Below are 24,294 nucleotides of genomic sequence, written 5' to 3' on the forward strand. Positions count from 1 at the left end.
ATATGAAAAGAGAATTAATAGAGGACCTTTTTTTGAAATTCGAAAATGCCTCACATTTATATAAAGACATTGAATGTTGGAGTGCAAGAGACTTACAGGAAATTCTCAATTATACAAAATGGGACAACTTTTTAAAGGTTATTGAAAAAGCTAAAAAAGCTTGTGAAAATGTTGGAGAAGATTCCAAAAACCATTTTGCCGATATCGGGAAAATGGTCTTACTTGGAAGTGGCTCTGAAAGAGAAATATCAGATATAGCTTTAACTCGGTATGGGTGTTATTTAATTGCTCAGAACGGAGATTCATCAAAACCTGAAATTGCTTTTGCCCAAACCTATTTTGCTGTTCAAACAAGAAAACAAGAAATTATTGAAAAAAGATTGTTAGATGTTGAAAGGATAACTGCAAGAGAAAAATTATCAAAAGCTGAGAAAAAACTTTCGGGAATCATATATGAAAGAGGAGTTGATGATAAAAGCTTTTCAATAATTCGGTCAAAAGGAGATCAGGCTTTGTTTGGAGGCTATACAACAAATGAAATGAAGAAAAAAATGGGAGTTCCACAAAGTCGGCCACTTGCAGATTTTCTTCCTACATTAACAATTAAAGCAAAAGATTTTGCGACGGAATTAACCAGTCATAATGTTGTTGAAAAAGACTTAAATGGAGATTCTCAAATTACTAATGAGCATATTGAAAATAATTTAGCAGTAAGAAAAATGTTAGGAGAAAGAGGAATAAAGCCTGAAAGCCTTCCGGCACTAGAAGATATCAAAAAAGTCCAGCGAAAACTGGAAGGTGAAGAAAAGAAAATTTTAAAGCAAACAAAGAAAAAATAAAATGTCATTAATAAAAAGTATTTCAGGGATCCGGGGCACAATCGGCGGAAAAGTAAATGATAACTTAACCCCGCTTGATGTGGTGAAATTTGCTTCGGCATTCGGAACATGGCTTCAGAACAATAAAAATAAAAAAGATTTAACGCTTGTGATCGGGAGAGATGCAAGGATTTCAGGGCAAATGGTTTCATCCCTGGTTACGGCAACATTACAGGGATTGGGGATCAATGTGGTAGATCTGGGGCTTTCCACAACACCTACCGTTGAGGTTATGGTACCAGAACTGAATGCAGACGGCGGAATTATCCTTACTGCTTCCCACAACCCCAAACAATGGAATGCCCTTAAATTGTTAAATGATAAAGGAGAGTTCATTAACGGGGAAAACGGGGCTGAGGTTCTGGCTTTGGCAGAAAATGAAAACTTCAATTATGCAGAAGTGGATGATCTGGGTTCCTATGAGACAAGAGAAGACGCCTTTGATATCCATATTCAAAAGATCCTTGATCTGCCGATGGTAGATGTTGAGGCCATTAAAGCGAAGAAATTTAAAGTGGTTTTAGACGCCGTGAATTCTACAGGAGGTATTGCGATACCTATGCTGCTGGATAAGCTTGGTTGTGAAACCGTAAAATTATATTGTGAGCCAAACGGTCATTTTCCTCATAATCCGGAGCCTTTAAAAGAACATTTGGGAGATATCTGCGAATTGGTTAAAAAGGAAAAAGCAGACTTTGGAGTTGTTGTAGACCCGGATGTTGACAGGCTCGCTTTGATCGATGAGAAAGGAGAAATGTTCGGGGAAGAATATACCCTGGTTGCAGTTGCCGATTATTTGTTGAAAAATAAGAAAGGGGCTGCCATTTCAAACCTTTCTTCAAGCCGGGCATTGAGAGACGTAGCGCAGGCCCATGATTCAGAATATTTTGCAAGCGCAGTTGGAGAAGTAAATGTGGTTACCTTAATGAAAGAGAAAAATGCCGTGATAGGAGGAGAAGGGAACGGAGGAATCATTTATCCAGACCTTCACTACGGAAGAGATTCTCTGGTAGGCGTAGCACTGTTTTTAACCCATCTTGCAAAGGAAAATAAAACGGTTTCCGAACTTAGAGCTGGATATCCGGCCTATTTTATGGGCAAAAAGAAGATAGAGCTTACTCCGGAGATTAATGTAGACGAGCTTTTAACCAAAATGGAAAAAGAATATCAAAATGAAGAGGTTTCTACGGTAGACGGAGTTAAGATAGATTTTGAAAACAATTGGGTTCACCTCAGAAAGTCTAATACGGAACCGATTATCAGAATTTATACAGAGGCAAAATCTCAGGAAGAAGCCGATAAGCTGGGTGATGAAATGATCACAAAAATCAGAAGCCTGATTTAATAAAAAAATGAAGAGGCCATATGATTTTATTGTAAAATAAATCCATAGGAGGGGGTTAAAATAAATTAAACTTTATCCCCGGAATTGCCTCAAAAAATTAAGACGAATTTCATTCATTTTAAAAAGAATTATTATTAACTTTATAGTACTAAGATTTTCAGAACCGAGTATTTGTATATCTCATATCTCAAGTCTTAAATCTTAAACTTGTATATATTGGAAGAGTATTTTGGAAATGAACTTGTAAAAAAGTTCGAGGAAATGATGGAAAATAATGATGAATTCTACTTTGACACAGAAGAGTTGGAAGACATTATTGTTTATTATCTGGAGCTGGGAGATTTTAACTATGCAGACAATGCAGTTAACTATGGCCTTAAGCTTCATCCCAATTCTTTGGACATCAAGATCAAAAAACTTGAAGTCCTGCTGGAATGGGAAGAGTATAATACCGCAAAAGAGCTTATTGATGAGCTGAAGGCTTCATCTATGGAGAATACAGACTTTCTGGTATGCTATGCGAAGTATTATTCGAACCTGGGAAACCCCAGAAAATCCATTGACATCTGTAAAAAAGCACTTGAGCTGAAAGAAGAAGAAAACTTCCTTCATAACTTTATTGCGGATGAATATGTGAACCTGGGAGATCCTTTTAACGCTCTTAAACACTACAGAAAAGCACTGAAAGAAGATCCAACGGATGAATACGCACTGGAAAACTGTATGATCTGCTTTAGCGACCTGAATAAGAGCGAGGAGGCAATAGCCTTTCTTAATGAATATTTAGATGAATTTCCCTATTCCGAAACCGCCTGGTTCGAATACGGACAGTTCTACTTCAACAAAAAGAACTATGAAGAAGCTATAAAAGGGTATGACTATTTGCTGGCAATTAATTCAAGTTCTGTGGGGGTGTATGCAAATAAAGCGGCATGCTATGAAGCTTTGGGGCAATACAAAAAAGCCATAGAAGTATATGAAGAAATGCTTGAGCTGGAATACACAAAAGCATTCACCTTTTATAAAATAGGATTGTGCCATAAAGCATTGAAGCAGCCTATTGTTGCTCTGAACTCATTCCAGAAATCCCTGAGGGAAGACCCCCAGTTCTATCTTTCGATGATGGAGCAGTCTTACCTGTATGAGGAAATGGGCGGAATGACAGAGGCGCTGTACTTTGCAAAAGAAGCAACCTTACTGAATGAAAATAATCTTGATTATCAAAAGAGGCTTGCATTTTTATTCATAGACTCAGGTAAATTTGAGGAAAGCCTTGCCTGTCTGAAGAAATTGGTTGATGCCGAACCATCAAGATTTTATAACTGGTATGCCTATTCGGAGGTATTAATGCTTCTGGGAGAGTATGAAGAAGCCGTTACTCTGCTGTATTCGGCATTACAAAAGCACGACAGGGCAGAATTATATTACCAGTTGAGCAATTGCTATTTCAATTTAAAAGAACAGGAAAAAGGAGTGGAAGCCCTTCAGAAGGCACTGGCATTGGATCCGTCACTTGTTCAGGATATGCAGAAGAAATATCCGTTTATCAGGGATGGTGTAAAGAAAGCCAGGGCAAAGGTGAAGAAAAAGAATTAATCCAAAAGAGTCTAACCTTAGCCTTAATAGTTAAGAATAGAGTAATTAAACAAACTTAAATAGAAATCCTGCATCACTGCAGGATTTATTTTTTTATTCCATTCGATTTTGCCCTTAAAAAGATCAGTCCGCCGATAATGACTGCGGTGCCTATAAACTGCAGAACAGTGAGCTTTTCACCATCCAGAATGCCCCAGACGATGGCAACAATAGGCATCAATAATGTTACTGTGGAGGCAAATAGAGGAGAGGACACTTTCAATAGCCTGTAATTCATCATCATGGCCAGACCGGTTCCAAAAACAGACAATAGTCCCACAAACATTAGCCCTGTCATATTATCTTTTGAAAAGGTGAACTCTGAAAAGAATCCTGTAAAGGCCAAAGCAATAATAGACGGAAGAAATAATACAAAAGAAAATACAAATGCGGATAGGATAGTAGAAGAAACATCCATCAGCTTGGATTTTACCGTGGTAGTACTTATGGCATAGCACAAAGTGGCCAGCAGAAGCAATAATATCGGGATCAGTTTAAACTCTCCACCTTCTCCTCCTCCGAAAGCCAGCAGGCATACCCCTGTAAAGCTGATGAGAGTGCCGATGATCTGTTTTTTCGTGGTCTCAAATTTCCAGACCAGTGCCCCTACAATAATTACAAAAATAGGCATCATGGAATTGATGATTCCCGCAATGCTGCTGCTTACCTCTGTTTCTGCAATCGGGAATAAAAACATAGGAATGAAATTCCCGGTAAAAGCAGCCAAAAGAAGCCATTTTATCTGTTTTTTTGGAAAAAGCTTGTATTTTGAAATGGCAATTGGTAATAAAATAATCCCCGCGATAAGGACCCTTAATGCTCCTACCTGAAAGGGGTTAAAATGCTCCAGGGATTTTTTTATTAAAATGAATGATGAACCCCAGATGATGCTGAGGATAATGAGAAGGATCCACTTTTCTTTATCTGCGTTCATTATTTTTGTGTAAAATTTTTAAAAACTCTTTTTTAGGGATCATTCCGGCACCTAAACTTTCCAGATGTTCGGTATGCGACTGGCAGTCGATCAGATCAATATTTTCACGGTTGCTTTCAACGAAATGAATAAATCCTGCTTTTGAGGCATTGCTTACTTTGGCAAACATACTTTCACCACAAAAAACATTTCCGATCTGCATCCCATAAAATCCTCCTACCAGCTCATTATCCAACCATACCTCAATGCTTTTGGCCAATCCGTATTCATGAAGCCGGATGAATGACTCCATCAGCTCATCTGAGAGCCAGGTCCCCGTCTGGTCTTTCCTGCTGACTGCCTGACAGTTGCTGATCACTCCTCTGAAATCCTTATTTTCCGTGAAAGTGAATAGGTTTTTGTTCAGGATCTTTCTCATAGATTTAGAAACCTTTAATTCATCCGGAAAAAGGACAAACCTCGGATCCGGACACCACCAGAGAATTTCCTCATCAGGGTTATACCAAGGAAAAATACCCAATTGGTAGGCAAACCAGATGCGCTCTACGGAAAGATCGCCTCCAAAAGCAATAACGCCTTCATGGCCGTCATAAAGCTCGGGGTCGGGAAATGAAATTTCGTTTTCGTCTAATCGAACCATTGAGAAAAAAAATCCCACTTAAAAAGCAGGATTGACATTTCGTTGTTATATCTTGATTAAAAAGGAAGATCGTCGTCGTCGTCTCCGGCAAACGGATTTTCATTAGATACGGGAGATGCGGATTGTGCAGGCATAGCCTGTGTAGGCTCGGCACTGCTGCCGCTATCAAAAACCTTTTCCAGTCTCCAACCTGTAATAGAGTTGAAATATTTAGTCTCTCCCTGTGGTGAAGTCCATTCTCTTCCTCTGATATTGATTCCTATCTTCACATTCTCCCCCTCAGATACATTATCTAATAAATTTATTTTATCAGCTAAAAATTCAATACTAATGGGCTGCGGATATTGTTCCTGAGTTAAAATAACCAATTCTCTTTTTTGAAAGCCGCTTGCAAATGTTTGAGTTTCAAAAACTTTCTTTACCGTTCCTTGTAATTCCATATCATAAATGTTAACGATGTAAAAGTAAGAAAATGAAATGTAATACAAAGTCTCCGGAAGAAATTTTATAAAAAAAAATATTTTTTCCCGGAAAACTCTTGCAAATACAAAAAAATGCCCTATATTTGCACTCACAAAAACGAAAGAAGTTCTTTACAAAATGCGGATGTGGTGTAATTGGTAGCCACGCCAGACTTAGGATCTGGTGCCGTGAGGCGTGGGGGTTCGAGTCCCTTCATCCGCACTACGTTTGCGAAAATAGCTCAGCTGGTAGAGCACAACCTTGCCAAGGTTGGGGTCGCGGGTTCGAATCCCGTTTTTCGCTCCACTCCAAGCCCTGGTGGTGGAACTGGTAGACACGCAGGACTTAAAATCCTGTGCCTCTTTTGGCGTGCGGGTTCAAGTCCCGCCTGGGGTACTAAAAGCCTTATTAATCATTTGATTTTCAAGGCTTTTTTGTTTTTCACTCCCGACTTTCTTCCCGACTTGAATTATTTTAATCATTTTCAATCTGTTTTAGTCTAAATGAATTTAAGATTTAAAATAATGCCCATCACTCTCAAAATAATCATACATTAAATTTCTTGCTGTACTTTCCCAGTCAATGTAAATATAGTTTGGTAGACTTTCAGGAACATCTTCCTCTAAAAGATATTGTGCAAATGTTTCATTGTCTGAATACTCACCAATATAATAATTTATTACACCGTCATAAACACCCTGAAAATCCATTTTCCCAACACAATCTATATAAGCCTCAAAAACTTCTAAATCATAGCCAGAATCGTTTATTTGATCTGCTATTTCAAATATCTCATTTGATATATAACTTTCTCCAATTAATCCGAGTTTTTCAAATAGCTCACAGTTTTCATAATCCTGTAACATAAATTCAGGATCGTGTTCGTCTTTGTGTAGATCGTGCATTGCTTCAAGTAGTTCATCATAATCTGAATAATCAGTTAAATTAAGCCATTTGCCGTAAAGGCTTCCATTGTTGTACTTTGCATAAGTGCCTACATATATACAGGCATTTTGAAGACAATTTGTTAAATTTGTCATGTCGATAAGTTTTAGGTATGTTAAAATTTATTGATGTTGCCTTGTTGTGTTCCCGCACTTCAAGGCTTTTTTATATAATATTGTGAAAATCTATGTAAAAAAAGAACTAAAAAAAGTTTTTAGACATATTAATAAACTCAATATTCATGCCACTTTACAGAGATTTTGATTAAAATATTAAAGTTTTTAAAATATTTTTAAACATAAATAGCAACAAACAAAAATACCTATCAAAAACCGACTATAAAACATACAGTTTGAAGGAAATCGCAGTAAAGTAAGTGGAAATAAAACTATGTCTACAAAAACCACACACCACAAAACAACTGTATTAGAAACGGTTTGACAGTTGGTAGGGGGAGATAGAAAAAAGGGTTAATGAGGTACGGTATAAGCCAATAGTAGGTCATGTCTTTACACACTCAACATATTTTGGTGTAAAACTGTCACAAAATCTACTATAAGCAAATTTGAATTTTTGAAATAAAGTTGGTGGGGGTATTTTGGTTAACGAGGGTTTACCGTTATCTCTTTATTCAGATAATTTTATAGTATTTAGTCTTTCCTATCAAACAAAACAATTTTGTAAACTAACGAATTAGAAATTTATACCAATTCCTCAAAGTAAATTTTGGCAACACCCTCAATATAATTTTCTTTTAATGATTTCGATAATTCCTCTTTTAATTTTGTAGAATTTTTAAATCTTTCAAAATAATACTTTGTCCTATACTTTAATACCCAAAAGGGATTAAATTTTGTATAATCATAATTATCAATATCCATTAACCAACAATAATACTCGTAATAATTAGGATGAGATTTCTTTGTAAGAGACTTAATCTCATCGTTAATTTCCAAATTATATTTAAAAACTATATTCATTATCTGTCCTAAACGATCATTTTCATAATATCCATGACGAAATCTTTCTTCATCCAAATTTGACATATCTGGAGTTGTTTGAATAAATTTCTGAAACAGCTCTTTATCAAAATCAATTAATTTGAAAATAATAGATAAATCATATAACTCTGCATCAAATTCTTCATTTAATTTTTTGGTTATTTTAACTTTAATCTTTTCTTTAAAATCATTTTTTAAAAATGTAAACAAATAAAATAATTTTTCAATGTGTTCATTATCTGAATTTATTTCTATATCATCTAATCTTTTAACTTTTAAAATTGCTTTTATTAAGTTTTCAATCTCAATTTCTGAAGATTTTTCAGCATAAATCTTCAATAATCCTCCAAAACCAAATCTTTCATATTCATCTAAAAAGAATAAGTCAATTATAGATTTTAACAAATCTTTATCAATGTCATGCTCGTTAACTTCTCCAAATTTAACCAACTCACTATATGGAATAATATGTTTATTTTCCAATATATCACATAGTTTTATAATACTTTGAATTATTCTTTTTTTCTCTTTAAAATCAACATCCAACAAAGATGTAATCAAAATAATCTTATTAAGAATTATATCGATTCTAAGAGGATTAAACCAATTTGATAAATTTTCAATATACTCGTTTGATTCAATAAGATTTTCAATCAATTCGTTTAGTCTGTCAGCAATCTTTAACTCATTATCAATAATAATTTTCTTTATGCTATATTTTTTTAAAAGATATTTTGAATAATCTTCATCAACATTAAAAATCCACATTTCTAATATACTCCAATCAAACTTTTCGTATTTATTGGTTAACGGATTTTTTAATGTATATAATGTAAATATACTTTCTAATACGTTTTTAGATAAATCTTTAAATTCTGAATAATGATTAAAGATTATAAAATTATGCTCCAGATAACTTGTAAATCGTAAAAAAGTAGACTTTAATTTATAATAGCCATTTTGAGAAATTACGCTTCCAAGTTTATCATTAAAACTCAACTTTTGAATTTCAGTAAAACTATTTTCTATATCATCTTTTATATCATTAAAAAATCTTTGTTCTTTAATACTTCTGAAAACGTCTAAAAAGTAAGGAGCATTTCTATTTATTATTGGTTCATCAATATCAAAATCAATATTGGATATTTTTTTTAAGATTTCATTTCTGTCGCTTTCATAATATGTTAGCTTAATTAATCTCCTAAGTTTCGTTAAGTTATAGGTTGATATTGTATAAATTATTGGGTTATTATTTCTATCTGCTTCATTATACATACTAAGGAAAATATCAATGGAATTTTTGTAATCTCCTAAAAGATAATAAGTATAACCTCTTCTTAATTTTTCATAATTAGTATTAATCTCCGAATTCTTACTTAGTATGTCATTTGTTTTTTTGACATTTAATCTTTCCAAATTACATCTCTCACACTCACACCTCCCATATCTGTACAAGTAATGTACACAAATCTGTCTTTTTGGGCTTTTACCTCTCCACCTAATATGCTGTATATGATTGACCTGTAAAAAACTAATTATATCTTTTAATTTTTCTTTTTGATTTTCAACAAATATTTCTTTTGATTTTACTTCTAATTCATTATCTCTTAAAGATAAACTATCCATAAAATCAAAGAACTCCTCATTATCAGTATATAATTCAAACTCATTAATATAGGTATTGTTCTCTGACCCTCTAAAAGGATATAGTTGGCATATTACACTAGTTGGAAGGACTTTAATTCCATCAAATAATTTTAGTGTATAGGTTATTTTATCAATAATATGTTTATTTAATGTATCATTCTTTGTTTTTGAATAATCTGCTTCTATATTTCCTCCTAAGAGTTTTTTCTTTCTAATTTGGTTAATTTTTGAATATTTTATTTCATTCAAAAGGTTCTTAAAATTCTCTTCATTTAAAATATTTCCAGTAGGAATATATATCTGAATTGAATCAATATTATTATTCTTTTGTTGTAAAATTCTTTCTTTTAAAGAAGTATCATTTTGTATATCATACCAATAAATAACATTAGTACTTAAATCACAAAGAGTAAAAATAATCGCTTCATCAAATTCATTATAATAATTAACAGCATTTCTTAAACTAATTTGATGTGAAATCTTACCAAAATTTATATCATTCTTATTTTTAATAATTGGTAATTCTTCATAAGTTCCTTTATTTTGATTTCTAAAGAAAAAATTATGTTCATCTCTTTCACTTGTTACATCAAAATAAAAATCAGTCCCATTATCTTCTCCTGCGGATGCAGAATGTTCTTTTAAACTCATACTATTTTGATAAAAAAAATTTCTCAATTTACCTTTCAATAAATCATCAGCCTCTTTTCTAATATAATTATTATCTTTTTTCATCGTCATATTAAAGTAAAATAAATCTAATTAAAAAACTTCTCTTTTCAAAGGGAACTTATAAATCATGGTCAATAATTCCTATAATATTTAGAATGGGTAAAAACTTTGGGATTAATTATTATTGAGGGTGGGTAAGGTAAGTAAATTCTAATATTTAAAAGTTTTAAAAATAAATATAGTATTATAAATTTAAAAAATTTATGAAATTTACTTACCTATCCTTAATCAGTTCTAACAATCTATAAACCCTAATAATAAAACATACAGTTGTTTGAGTATTAAAGTGTGTAGAAATTTATCCCACCCTCGATCATAAAACCAACTGTACAAAACTGTTTTATCAATTAAGGGTTAAAAAATCTTCAAGTTATACCTACTTAGCTTATTGACTAATTTCATCAAATCACCACCTAACATCAAAGTAAATCATGCCAACTATATCCACAATACCTGCATTGTTTTGCATAGGGCGTACGAGCAAGCTTATTGCATTTTGGACAATTGTTGAAAAACACTTTTTGTGGTGTTTCAGCCATTATTCGTTTTGCTACATTTAATTCAAATTCTTCATAGCCATTCTTTAAAAAGTTGATTATTTCAGGATCAGAATTAATCCAACCTTTTTCCAACATCATCTTTCTCATTGTGGGATTGTCAGAAGATTTATAGGTATAAATATGATGTTTCAATGCCAACTTTTCATCATTAGTCATTAAGTTACTAAAATAGTTTCTGATATAGTTTGCTGCTTCTTTATCTATTTTCATGTTTAATATTAACATAAAAGTGCATTATGATAAAATAATTACAGATTTTCAGTTCAATAAAATTCTTTATTTATCCTATAATTTTCTAAAAGTTCAAAACCATCAGTAGTTAAATCTAGCGGAATTTTAAAACATTTAGTATTTTTATCATAAATCACGGATTTATTATTTTCTTTAAATATAGTAGACAATTCAATCATCCTTAAAGAATTTTCCTCATATTTGATTTTACTTTGGTCATACAATGCCAATACTGTTCTTTTATCAATCAAACTATTCATTCTTTCCAGCTTCATTAATTCATAATATCTTATATAAAAATATTGGATGTTCTTAATTGTATAAAATGATAAACACTTTACATCTACTTCAATATCCTTACAGTTTTTAATTACAAAGTCTGCTCTTTTTATGGTAAAAGAATCCAATATATTGTAATTTATAAAACTCTTTGTGTCTTGTGGAATAACTTCTACCATAAATTGTAATTTCCTGGCTGTCTCTTCAAACATTTCTTGTGCCCGAAGCCCATTTCTAAATTTTTCAACACATAAGTTTTTATATTCTTTTGAGTCTTTGAGAAAAAACGGTTCGGTATCTTTGGATCCAGCTACAATAATGGCATCGTTGATATCACCATCTACATGATATATCAAATCCTCTAATCTATCAACATATATAGAAAATGGTTGATTGATTTCACCTGAATTTATTAGATAATACCCCATGACTATACGGATTAATTCTTAATCAAATATAAAAATAAATCACATAGTATTGAGAAATATAAAGTTTTTATTTAAATGATGGTTTCTTTACATAATTTTGAGTTCTTCTATACTTTAATAACTCCCAATTGTATGCTGACAATATAGTTAAATAGTAATTCTTATAATCTAATTTTAAAAAATGTAATTTATGAGTCTCAATTATTAATATCAATAAGATCATAAATGATATTGAATCATATAAAATTACATCATCAATATTTTGTTTAGTTTTTGCATTAATTATACCATTTAAATTATGTACAAGCATATCTTCTATGTTCAATTCACTGTCATTTGTTAATGGAACAAAACTGTTTAGCATTAAATTGAAAAAATTCGAGTGAATGTGCTTTGATGTATCGTCATAATATTCATCTTTTGGTATTCATCCCATAATTCTTCATTAATGTTATTATTTGGTAATTTTTTTATTTCCTTAATAATTTTATTTGAAGTCTTCTTTATAGTATCATACTTTAAGGTTTGAAAGTTTTTGGTAGGATCGTCAACATTATTTTGTTTCTGAAAAAAAGTATAAAACTCTTCATCACCTAAAATGCCAATACATAACTCTGTTAATTCTATTGTGTTTCTAAAAATTATTTTTGCTTGATAATCTTTACCTTGTGTAAATAGGTCTTTAAGAGTTATATAGTTATTGGTAATTACAGTGAAGATCATCCAAAAATGGTTCAAAGCTGTATAAGAATAGCTTTTATCTGAATAATCTTTTTCTGCTTTTTTAGATTTTCTAAAGTAATATTCAAGTGAAATTATAATTTGAGAATTTTTTCCAACTATAAAATCAAAATATTCTTTTTCAAATTTCAACCCTTTTTGAAAATGTTTATTTATGAGATTTATAGTCTCTGACATTTTATCGTAGTCATCTTTATCATTTAAAAACTCTTCATAAGAATAATTGAAAGGAAATCTTTTCGTATCAAGTTCTTCTCTTAATTTATACTTGATTATTGTTGAAAGTTTCATATAATAACTAATTAGTTATAATTTATAATACTAAAATTTCAAACGTGTACTTTTGCATTCAGATAAAGTTTTCTTCTACAATCCCGTATCTTCATATTTAGATCGTTCAGTTTTAAGAGAAACCAACCAATCTAAATACATTTCCTCAGGCATATTACAATACCTGATTTATGTATGTATATTCTTTATTCATAATGATTTCTAATATCAATCAAACATAAAAATAAATCACCGTAACCAGAAAGAATGTTATATTTGAGTTAGAAAGAATGAGTTTTTTCTATACTAGTGTTTAAGTCTTCCTCATTATTAGGAAGACTTTTTATTTATCAGATTTTATACTAATACCAAGCTCGTTAAAAAAAGACTCAAATCTGGGAAGGTCTTTTTTATTGATTAGTGATCTTGAAATTTTTAAAATCTTATCAGAACTTCTGAATATATAATCATCAGCCTGGCGATCCACCCATGTTAATTCACTAATTAAGATATGCTTTTTCGGAATGTCATTAACGGTAATCTTTGCTTCAGTAATCTTAATGTACCTTCCAAAATATTCATAAATAAATATCAGGAGAAATAAAGTCCCAACTGCAATAGTCAGATATGGAATTCTATCAGAGTTTTTATCTTCAAAAAGATAAAATATTCCTAGACCTATCCAGACAATTCCAATAATTAAATTAGTAAAAAGTCTTTTGTTGGTGTATGCGATTTTCATATTAATAAGATTGAAATTTTCATAATTTATAAACATGCCCTGACCAAATAGTCAAGGCATGTTTGAAGTTAACAATATTTATTACACTTCTTAGATGATCATCCAATAAAGTATTATAAATTTCTGAATGTATGTTATAATCATTGATTTCAACAAGCAAAATATGTTTTTAACAATTTCTTCCATGTCTGTATATAAATAGTTCCCCAGTCTGTTCTCAGATACTTTATCACAAAGGCTGATTTTCACTATTTATATCAATCACATTTCATCTACACCAAGTTAGAATATACATTCTGGCATTATAATCATCATTCAAGTTTCATTTAGTTCCTCTTTTCTTTTTATATACTTATTATTCACTGCTTTTATACGGTAAATTATATTTATACCCTTGTGGAACTGGTCTCCGTTTTAAAATAATTCCATGTGCTAAAGTGCTATCTAATTTATTGCCTCCATAAATTAATAATGTATCTTGAAGTATCATATGAAAATCCGTATAACATCTCATACAATGAAATATAGTATCTTTTGAAGTCTTATCAACTATTATCAGCTCATTAGGAAAAACCTTATTGGTATTGTTGATATAAGTGTACCCTTCTATTAAATAATCTTTTGTTTCTATTTTTTTATATGTAAGTTTCTCATTCTTACATGATATTAAAAAAAATAAAATTAAGAAAATCATGTACCGCATTATCTTGATAATTTTTGATTAGTAAATTGATGGAAATAACCTCTATATATATTGGTGCCTGAATATGTGTGTTCTCCATAAAATGGGAAACCTTGATTATATCCATCCCCTTTAAAGAAATTAGCTCTATTATTTCTAAATTGATTATAACCTCCTACAGCCTGCATTGCATATATATAAAAGTCTTCTGCTTTTGGAAATTTATTTGTAAACTCCGTATTATTTTTATATTTTTCATATATCTTGCGCATATTAAACCCAAAAAGAATATTTGAAGCTACTCTTAAAGAGGTAATATTTTTTCCAGCTCTTACAGGAGTATATATATCTAAGCCTAATGATTTTTTGAGGTCTAATTTTCCCATGCTTCTGCCATTGTAGTTAGCGGACATATAAGCTAAATTCATTAAATCTAAATAGTAATTTTCAATATCATTATCTGTATCATAAGCATATTTATATAGTAAGGTGCTTAGATTAAGACTTGTTGTAAGGGTAATATTTGAGCCATTTTGTCTATGTGCAACGCCTTTAAGAAACTTTCCAGTTTCATCATTTGTTAGTAAGAAATCAAACGAATTATTTAAAGTTCCCACTCTTTTACTCTTTTTAATATCATAGTTACCATTCGCATCGGCTAAATAGATACCTATATCTCCGTCATTTTTTGCGCTAATAATTTCATAATCACCATTTTTATTTTGAATAACACCTATACTTGCAATATAATTATTTGTAGGAGCAGAAATCATTCCTGTAGGATCATTGTAAAAAATAGGATTATTACTCGTATAACTATACGGTTGAAGAGTAGCATCACTCAAAGGATCGTGTACTCCCCACCGTCCAATATCCGGCATATAAAATCTTGCTCCATAATCATACATTCCTGTCTCCTGTAATTCCTTACCGTTGTACTTGTAGTTATAGGGAATTGCCATCGGATCATACAATGTTGCTTGGTTGCTCTTCAGATTTTGTTTTATTTCTTTTGATAAAATTTTCTCACTGTAGGACCAGAAGATACTGCCGTTGTGTCTACCTTAATATTTAATCCTGCTATATTCTGTTTTAAAGATATAGGGTTTTGATAAATTTTGGGCTTTCCATAAAAAGATAAAATAATCTCATTATTAGAAAAACTTACATCTTTTATATTAGTAGAATTTACAATAGTATCATTCTTATTGTTTACAGGGTCATAAAGCAATACATAATCAGCTGTTACGTCACCAACTAATGAGTAATAAAACCACTCGATTGTTTTATCGTTAACAGGTATTTCTTTTAAATAAAGACGGTTTTTTTTATCTACCTCTTTGTCTTTACAACCTATTAAGAGTACAAAACTGAAAAATAAAATTAAATACTTTTTCATTTTTTATAAAATTGTCTGAAGTAACCAAAGTAAATGAAGCTTCCTGAATAGGAATGTTCTCCAAAATATGGATAATGTGCGTTATAACCATTACCTCCATTTTGAGATTGATTATATTGCCCCGCTTTATTCATAATAACACCATACCAATAATTCTTTCCGACAATCGGAGGTTTTGCAAGAAGCATATTCGCTCCAAACCCTATATTTCCCATTGCTCTAAGTGTTGTGATTATTGGTTTGCCTCTAGAATTTTTCCCATTCCCGACTGCAGTATAAGGATGTAGTCCCATACTTACTTTTACATCTAAAATTGACCCATTTGCAGATAATTCCCGAAGTACTTCAAGCCATCCAAATGGAGTTCCTGGCATATCTCCATTTATAGTATTCATATAGTATTGCTTAATCCACTGCAAAAGACCCGCAGCGTCTAAATCTTCCAATTCTGCACTTCTTCCTTTTTTATCTTTTGCCGTCCCAGAAACTGTAAGATTATTCAAATTAAATGTAACTCCTGTCTCATTTTTATCAAAATATAAAGACCCGTCTTTATTATTTGCAGACATAAAATCAACTGGAGTCATAGTTTGCCCTATTACCTCGCCTGTTCTTTTTTTGTCCTTTTCGTTATTAACAACATAGATATTTGTATCTCCGTCGTCATATGCTCCAACAACCCTATAAGACCCGTCTTTGTTTCTAACAACATCCGTACTTGCAAATGCTTCTCCAACCATACCTGTTGGGTCATTAAAGAAAATAGGATTATTGTTTGCGTAATTATAAGGTTGAAAAGTAGCATCACTCAAAGGGTCATGCACACCCCACCGTCCAATATCCGGCATATAAAATCTTGCGCCATAGTCATACATCCCCGTCTCTTGGAGTTCCTTCCCGTTGTACTTGTAGTTATACATACTTGCCACACCAAAAGCCGCCTTCTCATTTCTTGGAATATTCATCCCAAAAGGATAATAATCATTCTGATCTGTAACCTCTATGCCATTTGCTCCCTTCTTATAACTTACCCTCACATTTCCTAAATGATCTTTATACTGGTAAATATACTCATTTTTTTCATAATCATAAAATCCTTCTGCGGTAGGAAAAAACTGCAATGCAGGTTCTGGCTTTTCTTCAAAAGAGGCTTCCAGAAAGGCTTCTTGCTCATACGCAAAATCTATAGGATCTGCCTTAACTGGTTTGCTTCCTACCGTGGTCAGGTAATGGAAACCATCCAAGTAGTCGGTAACAGCAGTAAATGCGCTTCCGTCTTCTTTTATGTAATTAAAAATTTTCCGAAGCTTTGCTCCATCTGTACGATAGGTATAGAACATCTTTTTGTGGCTCTCCTGTATCTTTAATGTATTGGGAAGGTTTAGGAAGTTATATCCGATCTGCTGGATATCTTTATCTAACATATTGATCATATTTCCATTAGGATCATACCCAATATCATTTCCTCCGCCTTCATAGCCTGTAGGGTTTTGGGATTCATCCACTACATTTAATAGACGGTTTCCTCCCCCATATTCATAAACGAGCGCATCGATCTGCTCAGCAGAACTGCCATTAAGGCTTTTCGCATTTCTTGTCAAATACAGCATATTTCCATTGAGATCATATTGAAAAGTTTCATCATTGAAATGGTTTATAGGCACAGTAGCTTGTGGGTGGGAAAATACAGCGGATGTCAGACGGTTAAGCCCGTCATACTGATAAGAATACCGCTGAAGATTATCATTATTGGTTACTCTCCAAGTGATCTCAGAGATATTCCCATTGTACTTTCCTGAGGTCTGTGAGGTATTGACAGGATTTTGATATCTGATCTCATATCCAAATAAATTTGAAGCATTATAGGCAGGATCATTGAGTTTAGTCATCCAGCCTCTGATATTGTACTGGTAATTTATATTTTGCAGGTTATTGCCTACCTTCTTATTAGACAGCTGTGAAAGCTCATTGTAAGTATTTTCTGCTAATAATACCTGTGGATTATTATCTACCTTATGCCAGTGCTTTTTCAGCCTGTTCTGGTTGTCATATTCAAAGTTTTCTGCAATGACGGTTTCTATATCATCATTCAATCTTTTGTGATAAGTTTTGGTCTGTAAGATTGCTCCTGCAAAATCCAGCTCGGTTTCTGTTCTGGTATAGCCTCCCAAATGATTGATGGAGTGGGTTCCTATTAATCTTTCCTTAGTATCATAGTAATTGTAATTCTTTGTCCAGTTATTATCCTCAATATTTTTTACCACGCTCATTAAAGGTAAGCTTCTGGTACTTATATCTCCTGCTGAGTTATCTGTTAACACAGATTTTCCAAAAATAGTTGGTGGAAACGCAGGGCTAAAATTATAGGTTGGATAAGTATCATAATAATTAACAGTCAGAATAGTCATGCTTCCTGTTGGAAAAGCCTCTTTAGTATAGTAAATATCCATTCCGTTTTGAGTGATAGGAGTAGTGCTTCTCTTCTCATTATTTCCTGCATTGGATGCCATGTTATTGATGGTAGTCTGCATAGAAGCTCTTGTTGCTGTATTGGCAAAGAAACCTGTATAAGCTACTCTTCCGAACTGATCATATTTGGTGAACAACCAGCCTTTTCCTCCGAAAGTATTGGTAGTAGTTCTCAGGTTAGCATCTTGAGTTAAAACCATTCTATCCTGCTTATCATAGACTATGTAGTCCCAGCCTTTTCCAGGTAGCTTTTTTTCCACTAATCTATTTCTATTGTCATACTTATACTGATAACAGAGATTATCCAAAACAGTTTGATCTATCCCAGAAAAAGCAGACGCTAAGGGAGGAATGACATAAGTAAGATTCCCATAAATATCATATACATTATAAGTATCTGCTTTTATCCCATTTACATATTTTCTTTGTAAAATAATCTTTCCTTCTTTATCTGTAAACTCTTCTGATGTATTATTACTTCCGCTTGCAGGTGTCCAATCTTCATCTTTAACGATTTTTTTTGTTAAACTGCCAGCATTGTAAATAGAATTAATGGTTAGTGACGGATTATAAATATCAGCATTAAAAACTAATGCTACGGTACATTTTTTAACATCATCTGAAGATGTATTTACATCATACTCAAACTTTATTTCGTGTCCACTATTTTTTTGCCATGCAACCCCTGGAGCAGCCTGCATTAAAATCCTGTTTAAAGGTGATTTTTCAAGAGCTTTTTCTGAAAAAGCAGGCTCATTATTATAAAAAGATGAGGCTAAGGAAGATGCAGTACCCGTGTCAATAAGTAATCCACTATTTTGATTAGTAGGGACAGGTAAAAAGTCTTTTACCTTTCTTCCATAATCATCATACTCAAACGGTATTATTAAATCCTTACCTGATGGTGTGGATGCCTTAGCAACATTTTGCAATTCCCTTCCAAGACCATCATAATACATCACAGAAACTTTTTTATTTCCAGAAGTTCCCTGATCAGATAAATAATTGATTTCAGTAACTTTATTTTGGGATGTCCAGTTGGCTAAATATGAATAGATGTCTCCCGGAACAGCAACAGGAGAATTTAAATCTATGGATATTACACCACTAAAACTTGCTATTGCAATAGGATTTTCATGATAAATTGCAATTTGGTTGTCTATAATAAAAAACCTATATCCTTTATCCGAAAAAAAGCTTCCAGCTGGTACAGGTATTTCTGTATTAGGAAGTGTCCCCACATAATCTGTGGGTGCTACTTTACCTTGTTTCAAATATGTTTCAACAAATCCAGCACTGAAGTTAAGACTTAATATGTTATTATTAATGTTCAGTGAAACGCCCCCGCCTCCGCCTGTAATAAAGGGTGCGAATTTATCCCAGTTATAATATTTAGAATAATTAGAATATTGAGCTTTCATTGCTGATGCAGTAAACAAAAGAACAATAAATAATTTCAAATTTAAAAGTTTATATGTCAATTTCATTTTCATTATTGGTTTTTAATTTCATAACTATAGCTTTTTACAAGCTTTCCGCTTTGATCCTTCACATTGATTAGCCTTCCTATATTATCATAATTGTAATACTCAATTATTCCTGATGAATTTCTTACACTACTCACTCCATAATTAGGCTTAAATGTATATAAGGTACACATATGATTAGGTAATGAATTAATAATATTAGATTGTTGTTGTTTAATTTGTGTATAATCAGGAGATGCTGTATTTAATAATGACTTCAGTGTATTTAGATGCCCTAAAATTGCAGTTTCATCAGATATTTCTGATCCTTCTATTTTTAATATAGGATATCTGTTGTTATAGCCATAGTAATAATAAATATAATTACCATTAGTCTTATGTGCCTTCAAAATATGTCCATCTATATCATACTTATCAATTACTAATTTTTCTTCATACACATTGTTTCCTTTTGCATTTGAAATTTTTTGTGGGAATATTTGGGAAGTAATCGGGTTTCCAGATATATCAACCGTTGGCACTAAAGCATAATCTGTTTTTGTTTTTTCCAGAACTTCCTGATCCGCAAGTTTTGATGTCTCAACAATAGAAAATTCTCTCCGATTTGTAAGTGAGGTATATGGTTCCGTACCGTTTTTATCAAAAGAATAAATGTAATTTTCTGAAATATTTTTACCATCATTATCAATATAGGATTTGTTTTTTAAAAAATTGTCTCCAAAACTTCCATAATCTATAAAACTATTATTTTCAATTGTCTCCAAAAATTGCCCCCCATTTCCATAGGTTCGGGTTTTCTTTGTTAATCCATTAAAATCAGAATAATATATTTCATAAGCAGTCCCTTTTAGTCCTGGGTTTCCATCAGGCTGTCCGTTGGGTATTCCCGGCATTCCTTGTAAAAAACAGGTTCCAAATATATCATACGAAAGTGCTCTTACTTTTTTCGTTCCCGTAATATCATATGTAAGTTCTTCTTCATATTTAAGAATGTTATTAACGTCAAAAATTGATTTTTTCCTTAGAAGTCCTCTTTTGAAACTGAAATCAGTTTTTGGATCAAAAATGCTGAATGATAACTGGATTGTGTTTACAAAAGAGTCTTTATAATCAATATAGGAAGTGTAATTGTTCTTAGTATATCCTATAGAGTTTCCATTTTCATCAGACCTTTTTTCAATGACTACCGGGTACTCTATGTGTGTTCCTGAAAAATTGGATAGAGGTACAATACTGTTCATACTGAAACTAGTCTCATAAAAATTGGAACCACAATCTGTTTTTCCAGCAAAATTGGTAATATTATATAAGTTTTTTAATAAGAGTATTCCGTTAGGTGTATTATTTGCAATATCATTCTGATATAGATAGTCTTTAATAACTTTATTATTAGGATCACTAAAGTCCGTTACCCTCTTTATTCTTACGCCTCCTATTATTCCTGATTCATTAATAAGGGATGCTTTATCATTAGAAACATTAGAAGAGTATTTATGAGGCTCATACTCAAAGGTAGTATAACCTCCTAAAGGATATGTTATTTTGGATAGGGTTCCATATTTTACGTAGTTCTCATTAGTCTGTCTATTTGCATAATGATTAGTTTGATCAACTACATTTACATCGTAGTTATTTCCATTGTAATAACCTAAATGATCAAAAGCCTGAGAACAAAAAGTAGGAAGGGATTCTAAATTATTATAATCGAAAGAATATTTAAATTGATTATCTATAGTAACTTTTTGCAACTTTAATCTTTTGGTAGGATCATCGTTGAAATTAAAATTTACAGTTTTCAAAGTAATATTATTTTCGTCTTTAATAATAATATTATTGAGCTTTCTCCACTTCCATTCTGTAATAATTTTACCTAAACTTGTCAAATAATTCCCTGTCTGGTAAATCGTATTTTCGGTCATTGGATCACCATTATTTATAGGGGTATGGATAGAATACCAGAAATAATAATTGAACATATACCATGCTTGATTAGCTTGTCCTATTGAAACAAGATGGTTATAGTATTCACTTTGCCTGTAATTTGTTCTATATATGATAGGATCATCTGCCTTATATTTAAGAGAATTATGGTTTACAGAAGAAAGATTTACAGACATTCCTTTATTGGTAATTATTTTAGTCAGGTAACATGGCTTGATAAGATTTCCTGCAACCCAGGCTTCAGTTTGATTATAAAGCGTTTGTCCGCAGGCTCCATACACTCCACATGCATCTCTATTTAAGAACTTCCACCCTGCATTAACAAATAATTGCCCTTGATCATCTCCTCTTTCATATTGGAAAGAATAAATTTTGGTTCCAAATTTATTATAGACTTCTGACAAGTACCAGGCACTGGAATATAAAGAAAGCTCTGATTGATGGTCGTAAGAGTTGATTGTATATTCAATATCATTTTGAGTTTTCCCAAAAATATAATAATTGCCTTCATCGTCACTAATTTTTATTTTTCCTATTGAAGGACATCTTTTCCAGCTATTTGCAGTCTGACCACCAAAAAACTTAACGTTTAGTGGCAGAAAATAATCGCTTTCATTGATTTCAACTTTTAAATTATCTTTTGATGAAACTTTCCAGCCTCCGTCTTCTCCTAAAAAGAATTTACCTGTTTTCCCCATGAAATTAAATGTAAAAATATCAGGTTCATAATCTTTAGAGTTGCCGTAAGTATTCATGTAATTATGTACAAGATTTCTTATATTTCCTCCATCACTCCAATTTCCCGCTTGCAAATCACTTCGGTAGAATAAATAGCCCCAATTAGAATCTGGGTTTCCAGAACCATTTGAACATGTTTTCCCTTCATCATGTCCCTTGCCTCTTTGGGTTCGGGTAATTACTCCCCCTGCATTTAACGCCCAATTTTGTCCAACCCAACCCGGGACATCATTGACTCTTACTCCACCTGTATCATAATTCAAGCTAATATCTAGTGGAATATTCCCTTCATTTATAGAATATAGGGAAATATTTACTCTTGCTCTCCCAGTAAATAAATCCATAGGAATATCTCCATATTTTCCCAAAGAGGATGCATTCGGGGACTGAATATTTTTCGGCAATTCTAAGGATTGGGCTTTAATTAATCCAATATGGGAAAAGATTATCCCATATAGTAAAAATATAATTTTCTTCATTGTAGTTTAATTTTTAATCAATTTTGCACTTGCGATTTTGTTGGTATCTGTCTTTATACTCACCAGATATGCTCCCTGTATTAAAGGCTGTGTGTTGATCTTAGTAACCTTATTCTTTGTCTTGGTTTGTTGTAGCAGCTTACCGCTCATATCATACAACAATATATCTGCTTCCTTGAACTCATACCCGATCTCTACATAGGTATAATCCTGTACAGGGTTAGGATATACTCTAATCTCCTGCTTCTCGATGAGCTGATCCACCTGACTGTCTCCCAACTTCACGATCTTCCAGTTCTCTTTGCCCAACTCTTCTGCACTGGTGCCTGCCAATATGATGGAGCCATCCCTGTTGAGCTTTATATCTGATAACCTCTCTTCTTTCTTCCTTGTTTCTCCTTTTACATGCTTTCTCCACTGCTCTTCTCCATTTTGATTAAGATAAAGCATCCAGAAGGTCTCATCATCGGTTTCTATTCTTCCTTCTGCCTGGGTATAACCGCCTAATAAAATGCCTTTAGCTTCCGGCTTCTGGCTTTTGGCTTCTGAGCCATAAATAACACTCATTCCCATGAGTACATCCCGGTTCTTAAAGTTGTAGGATTTCTGCCACAGCTCTTCGCCTCTTTCGTTGAGTGAGATCAACCAAAGGTCTGTCCCTTCTTCTATGCCTGTGGTCTTGTTTCCTGATCTCTCTGATCTTGACTCGCCTCCAATGATATAGCCTGAGGAAGTCATAGCCAAGGTTCTGATATGATCATCTCCTTTGCCTCCGAAGTTCTTTTCCCATTCTACTTTATTATCTTTTGAAAGTTTGACAACCCAAAAATCGCCCTCTCCGTAGTTCTCAGTCTTCTTTGAACCTCCGATATTACTCCTCGAGTAGATCCCTAACAATACACCGCCATCTTTAGTTGGGATCATCTTTTCTACTTCATCCAAGCCTTTACCTCCTAACAGGATTTGGGACTTCTCTTTTCCGTCTTTATCTAACCTGATAATCCATACATCTTTGGAACCGTAACCTTTGGAGTCCTGAGCCTGTCGAAGGGTGACATTTCCTGCCACAAAGTAGCCTAAATCTGTGGTCTGGATCACGGCTCTGGCTTCTTCATCGGAAACTGTGCCTAATGTTTTCTGCCACAATTCATCCCCAAATTCATTAATCCTCACTAACCATAGATCGCTACCTCCTTTGGCATCTTCTTTTTTATCTAATCCTTTTCCTGAATAAGTGGTTCCTGCTAACAGAAACCCGCCATCCTGAGTTGATATACTTGCCGATAAAAAATCGTGATTTTGTCCTGAAATGTATTTTTCCCAAACCTCTTCACCCTGTTGATTGAGTTTTACCAAATGGAAATCATAACCATTATTCTGCTTGCTTTCTGTTTGTTTTGAAGCTTGAATACTGCTTCCAGTGATTAAGTATTGCTGATCTATGGTTGTTGTGACCTGGCTTAAAAAATCCTGTGTACTGGACTTAATATCTTTCTGCCAGATTACTTCCTGGGCTGAAAAGCCACAGATAATGCATAGGAATAATGCACCTGCGTAATTTTTTTTCATATTTAGTGTTTAATTTTTATTTATAAAAACGTTAACATTGTTGCAAATATTGTGCCTCAA

17 protein-coding genes and 3 tRNA genes are annotated in these 24,294 nt (G+C 32.6%); 6 read left to right on the top strand and 14 right to left on the bottom strand.

What is annotated here, in order from left to right:
* Positions 1-2 precede the first annotated feature (2 nt).
* From dinD to HNP38_RS11185, 3 genes are all read left to right on the top strand, one after another.
* Complete coding sequence (gene dinD, locus HNP38_RS11175; protein ID WP_184189459.1) at positions 3-839, top strand: DNA damage-inducible protein D; 837 nt, start codon at positions 3-5, stop codon at positions 837-839.
* A 1-nt stretch (position 840) separates the two neighbouring features.
* The gene (glmM, locus tag HNP38_RS11180) at positions 841-2,223 is read left to right on the top strand and encodes a phosphoglucosamine mutase (RefSeq protein ID WP_184189462.1); all 1,383 of its coding nucleotides are present in this window, start codon (positions 841-843) and stop codon (positions 2,221-2,223) included.
* A gap of 216 nt (positions 2,224-2,439) precedes the next feature.
* Positions 2,440-3,819 carry a tetratricopeptide repeat protein gene (locus HNP38_RS11185; RefSeq protein WP_184189464.1) on the top strand — a complete coding sequence of 460 codons (1,380 nt, stop codon included), beginning with the start codon at positions 2,440-2,442 and terminating at the stop codon, positions 3,817-3,819.
* A gap of 85 nt (positions 3,820-3,904) precedes the next feature.
* Here the strand turns inward: HNP38_RS11185 and HNP38_RS11190 are convergent, their stop codons facing one another.
* The 3 genes from HNP38_RS11190 to HNP38_RS11200 are packed head-to-tail and all read right to left on the bottom strand — an operon-like array spanning position 3,905 to position 5,872.
* Positions 3,905-4,792 carry a DMT family transporter gene (locus HNP38_RS11190; RefSeq protein ID WP_184189466.1) on the bottom strand — a complete coding sequence of 296 codons (888 nt, stop codon included), beginning with the start codon at positions 4,790-4,792 and terminating at the stop codon, positions 3,905-3,907.
* Entirely contained in the window at positions 4,779-5,432 is a 654-nt protein-coding gene (aat, locus tag HNP38_RS11195; protein WP_184189468.1) for a leucyl/phenylalanyl-tRNA--protein transferase, read from the bottom strand. Before aat ends, HNP38_RS11190 begins: the two co-directional genes overlap by 14 nt.
* 56 nt (positions 5,433-5,488) lie before the next feature.
* On the bottom strand, positions 5,489-5,872 hold the full coding sequence (locus HNP38_RS11200; protein ID WP_184189470.1) for a DUF3127 domain-containing protein: 384 nt from the start codon (positions 5,870-5,872) through the stop codon (positions 5,489-5,491).
* A 162-nt stretch (positions 5,873-6,034) separates the two neighbouring features.
* Here HNP38_RS11200 and HNP38_RS11205 point away from each other — a divergent pair.
* The 3 genes from HNP38_RS11205 (at position 6,035) to HNP38_RS11215 (ending at position 6,290) form a co-directional block, all read left to right on the top strand.
* Positions 6,035-6,116: transfer RNA gene (locus tag HNP38_RS11205), tRNA-Leu, on the top strand.
* 8 nt (positions 6,117-6,124) lie between these two features.
* Positions 6,125-6,200, top strand: a tRNA-Gly gene (locus HNP38_RS11210).
* A gap of 6 nt (positions 6,201-6,206) precedes the next feature.
* Positions 6,207-6,290 (top strand) — tRNA-Leu (locus HNP38_RS11215).
* Between the two features lie 113 nt (positions 6,291-6,403).
* Here the strand turns inward: HNP38_RS11215 and HNP38_RS11220 are convergent.
* The 11 genes from HNP38_RS11220 to HNP38_RS11270 form a co-directional block, all read right to left on the bottom strand.
* On the bottom strand, positions 6,404-6,934 hold the full coding sequence (locus HNP38_RS11220; RefSeq protein WP_184189472.1) for an antirestriction protein ArdA: 531 nt from the start codon (positions 6,932-6,934) through the stop codon (positions 6,404-6,406).
* A gap of 606 nt (positions 6,935-7,540) precedes the next feature.
* Positions 7,541-10,222: a DUF4365 domain-containing protein gene (locus HNP38_RS11225; RefSeq protein ID WP_184189474.1), complete on the bottom strand. Its 2,682-nt coding sequence runs from the start codon at positions 10,220-10,222 to the stop codon at positions 7,541-7,543.
* A 416-nt stretch (positions 10,223-10,638) separates the two neighbouring features.
* The gene (locus HNP38_RS11230; RefSeq protein WP_194299352.1) at positions 10,639-10,989 is read right to left on the bottom strand and encodes a hypothetical protein; all 351 of its coding nucleotides are present in this window, start codon (positions 10,987-10,989) and stop codon (positions 10,639-10,641) included.
* A gap of 53 nt (positions 10,990-11,042) precedes the next feature.
* The gene (locus HNP38_RS11235) at positions 11,043-11,717 is read right to left on the bottom strand and encodes a hypothetical protein (protein WP_184189476.1); all 675 of its coding nucleotides are present in this window, start codon (positions 11,715-11,717) and stop codon (positions 11,043-11,045) included.
* Between the two features lie 363 nt (positions 11,718-12,080).
* Positions 12,081-12,749 (bottom strand): hypothetical protein, encoded by a 669-nt coding sequence (locus tag HNP38_RS11240; RefSeq protein ID WP_228461040.1) that lies wholly within the window; start codon positions 12,747-12,749, stop codon positions 12,081-12,083.
* 322 nt (positions 12,750-13,071) lie between these two features.
* On the bottom strand, positions 13,072-13,470 hold the full coding sequence (locus tag HNP38_RS11245) for a hypothetical protein (protein ID WP_184189478.1): 399 nt from the start codon (positions 13,468-13,470) through the stop codon (positions 13,072-13,074).
* A gap of 702 nt (positions 13,471-14,172) precedes the next feature.
* Positions 14,173-15,114, bottom strand: a complete 942-nt coding sequence (locus tag HNP38_RS11250) for an RHS repeat-associated core domain-containing protein (protein ID WP_184189480.1) — start codon at positions 15,112-15,114, stop codon at positions 14,173-14,175.
* 41 nt (positions 15,115-15,155) lie between these two features.
* Positions 15,156-15,551: a hypothetical protein gene (locus tag HNP38_RS11255; protein WP_184189482.1), complete on the bottom strand. Its 396-nt coding sequence runs from the start codon at positions 15,549-15,551 to the stop codon at positions 15,156-15,158.
* Positions 15,548-19,480 (bottom strand): DUF6443 domain-containing protein, encoded by a 3,933-nt coding sequence (locus HNP38_RS11260; protein ID WP_228461041.1) that lies wholly within the window; start codon positions 19,478-19,480, stop codon positions 15,548-15,550. The genes HNP38_RS11255 and HNP38_RS11260 overlap by 4 nt, the downstream gene beginning before the upstream one ends.
* Positions 19,481-19,512: 32 nt before the next feature.
* On the bottom strand, positions 19,513-22,665 hold the full coding sequence (locus HNP38_RS11265; protein WP_184189484.1) for a hypothetical protein: 3,153 nt from the start codon (positions 22,663-22,665) through the stop codon (positions 19,513-19,515).
* A gap of 6 nt (positions 22,666-22,671) precedes the next feature.
* Positions 22,672-24,234 carry a T9SS type A sorting domain-containing protein gene (locus HNP38_RS11270; RefSeq protein WP_184189486.1) on the bottom strand — a complete coding sequence of 521 codons (1,563 nt, stop codon included), beginning with the start codon at positions 24,232-24,234 and terminating at the stop codon, positions 22,672-22,674.
* Between the last annotated feature and the right edge of the window lie 60 nt (positions 24,235-24,294).

The sequence above is a fragment of the Chryseobacterium defluvii genome, assembly GCF_014204415.1.
GTDB classification, from domain to species: domain Bacteria; phylum Bacteroidota; class Bacteroidia; order Flavobacteriales; family Weeksellaceae; genus Chryseobacterium; species Chryseobacterium defluvii_A.

Bases quoted from the DNA above. Each gene is read 5' to 3' on its own strand.
- aat (WP_184189468.1), bottom strand. From the start codon at position 5,432: ATGGTTCGATTAGACGAAAACGAAATTTCATTTCCCGACCCCGAGCTT.
- HNP38_RS11265 (WP_184189484.1), bottom strand. From the start codon at position 22,665: ATGAAGAAAATTATATTTTTACTATATGGGATAATCTTTTCCCATATT.
- HNP38_RS11190 (WP_184189466.1), bottom strand. From the start codon at position 4,792: ATGAACGCAGATAAAGAAAAGTGGATCCTTCTCATTATCCTCAGCATC.
- HNP38_RS11255 (WP_184189482.1), bottom strand. From the start codon at position 15,551: ATGAAAAAGTATTTAATTTTATTTTTCAGTTTTGTACTCTTAATAGGT.
- HNP38_RS11240 (WP_228461040.1), bottom strand. From the start codon at position 12,749: ATGAAACTTTCAACAATAATCAAGTATAAATTAAGAGAAGAACTTGAT.
- HNP38_RS11200 (WP_184189470.1), bottom strand. From the start codon at position 5,872: ATGGAATTACAAGGAACGGTAAAGAAAGTTTTTGAAACTCAAACATTT.
- dinD (WP_184189459.1), top strand. From the start codon at position 3: ATGAAAAGAGAATTAATAGAGGACCTTTTTTTGAAATTCGAAAATGCC.
- HNP38_RS11220 (WP_184189472.1), bottom strand. From the start codon at position 6,934: ATGACAAATTTAACAAATTGTCTTCAAAATGCCTGTATATATGTAGGC.
- glmM (WP_184189462.1), top strand. From the start codon at position 841: ATGTCATTAATAAAAAGTATTTCAGGGATCCGGGGCACAATCGGCGGA.
- HNP38_RS11230 (WP_194299352.1), bottom strand. From the start codon at position 10,989: ATGAAAATAGATAAAGAAGCAGCAAACTATATCAGAAACTATTTTAGT.
- HNP38_RS11235 (WP_184189476.1), bottom strand. From the start codon at position 11,717: ATGGGGTATTATCTAATAAATTCAGGTGAAATCAATCAACCATTTTCT.
- HNP38_RS11225 (WP_184189474.1), bottom strand. From the start codon at position 10,222: ATGAAAAAAGATAATAATTATATTAGAAAAGAGGCTGATGATTTATTG.
- HNP38_RS11270 (WP_184189486.1), bottom strand. From the start codon at position 24,234: ATGAAAAAAAATTACGCAGGTGCATTATTCCTATGCATTATCTGTGGC.
- HNP38_RS11245 (WP_184189478.1), bottom strand. From the start codon at position 13,470: ATGAAAATCGCATACACCAACAAAAGACTTTTTACTAATTTAATTATT.
- HNP38_RS11250 (WP_184189480.1), bottom strand. From the start codon at position 15,114: ATGGCAATTCCCTATAACTACAAGTACAACGGTAAGGAATTACAGGAG.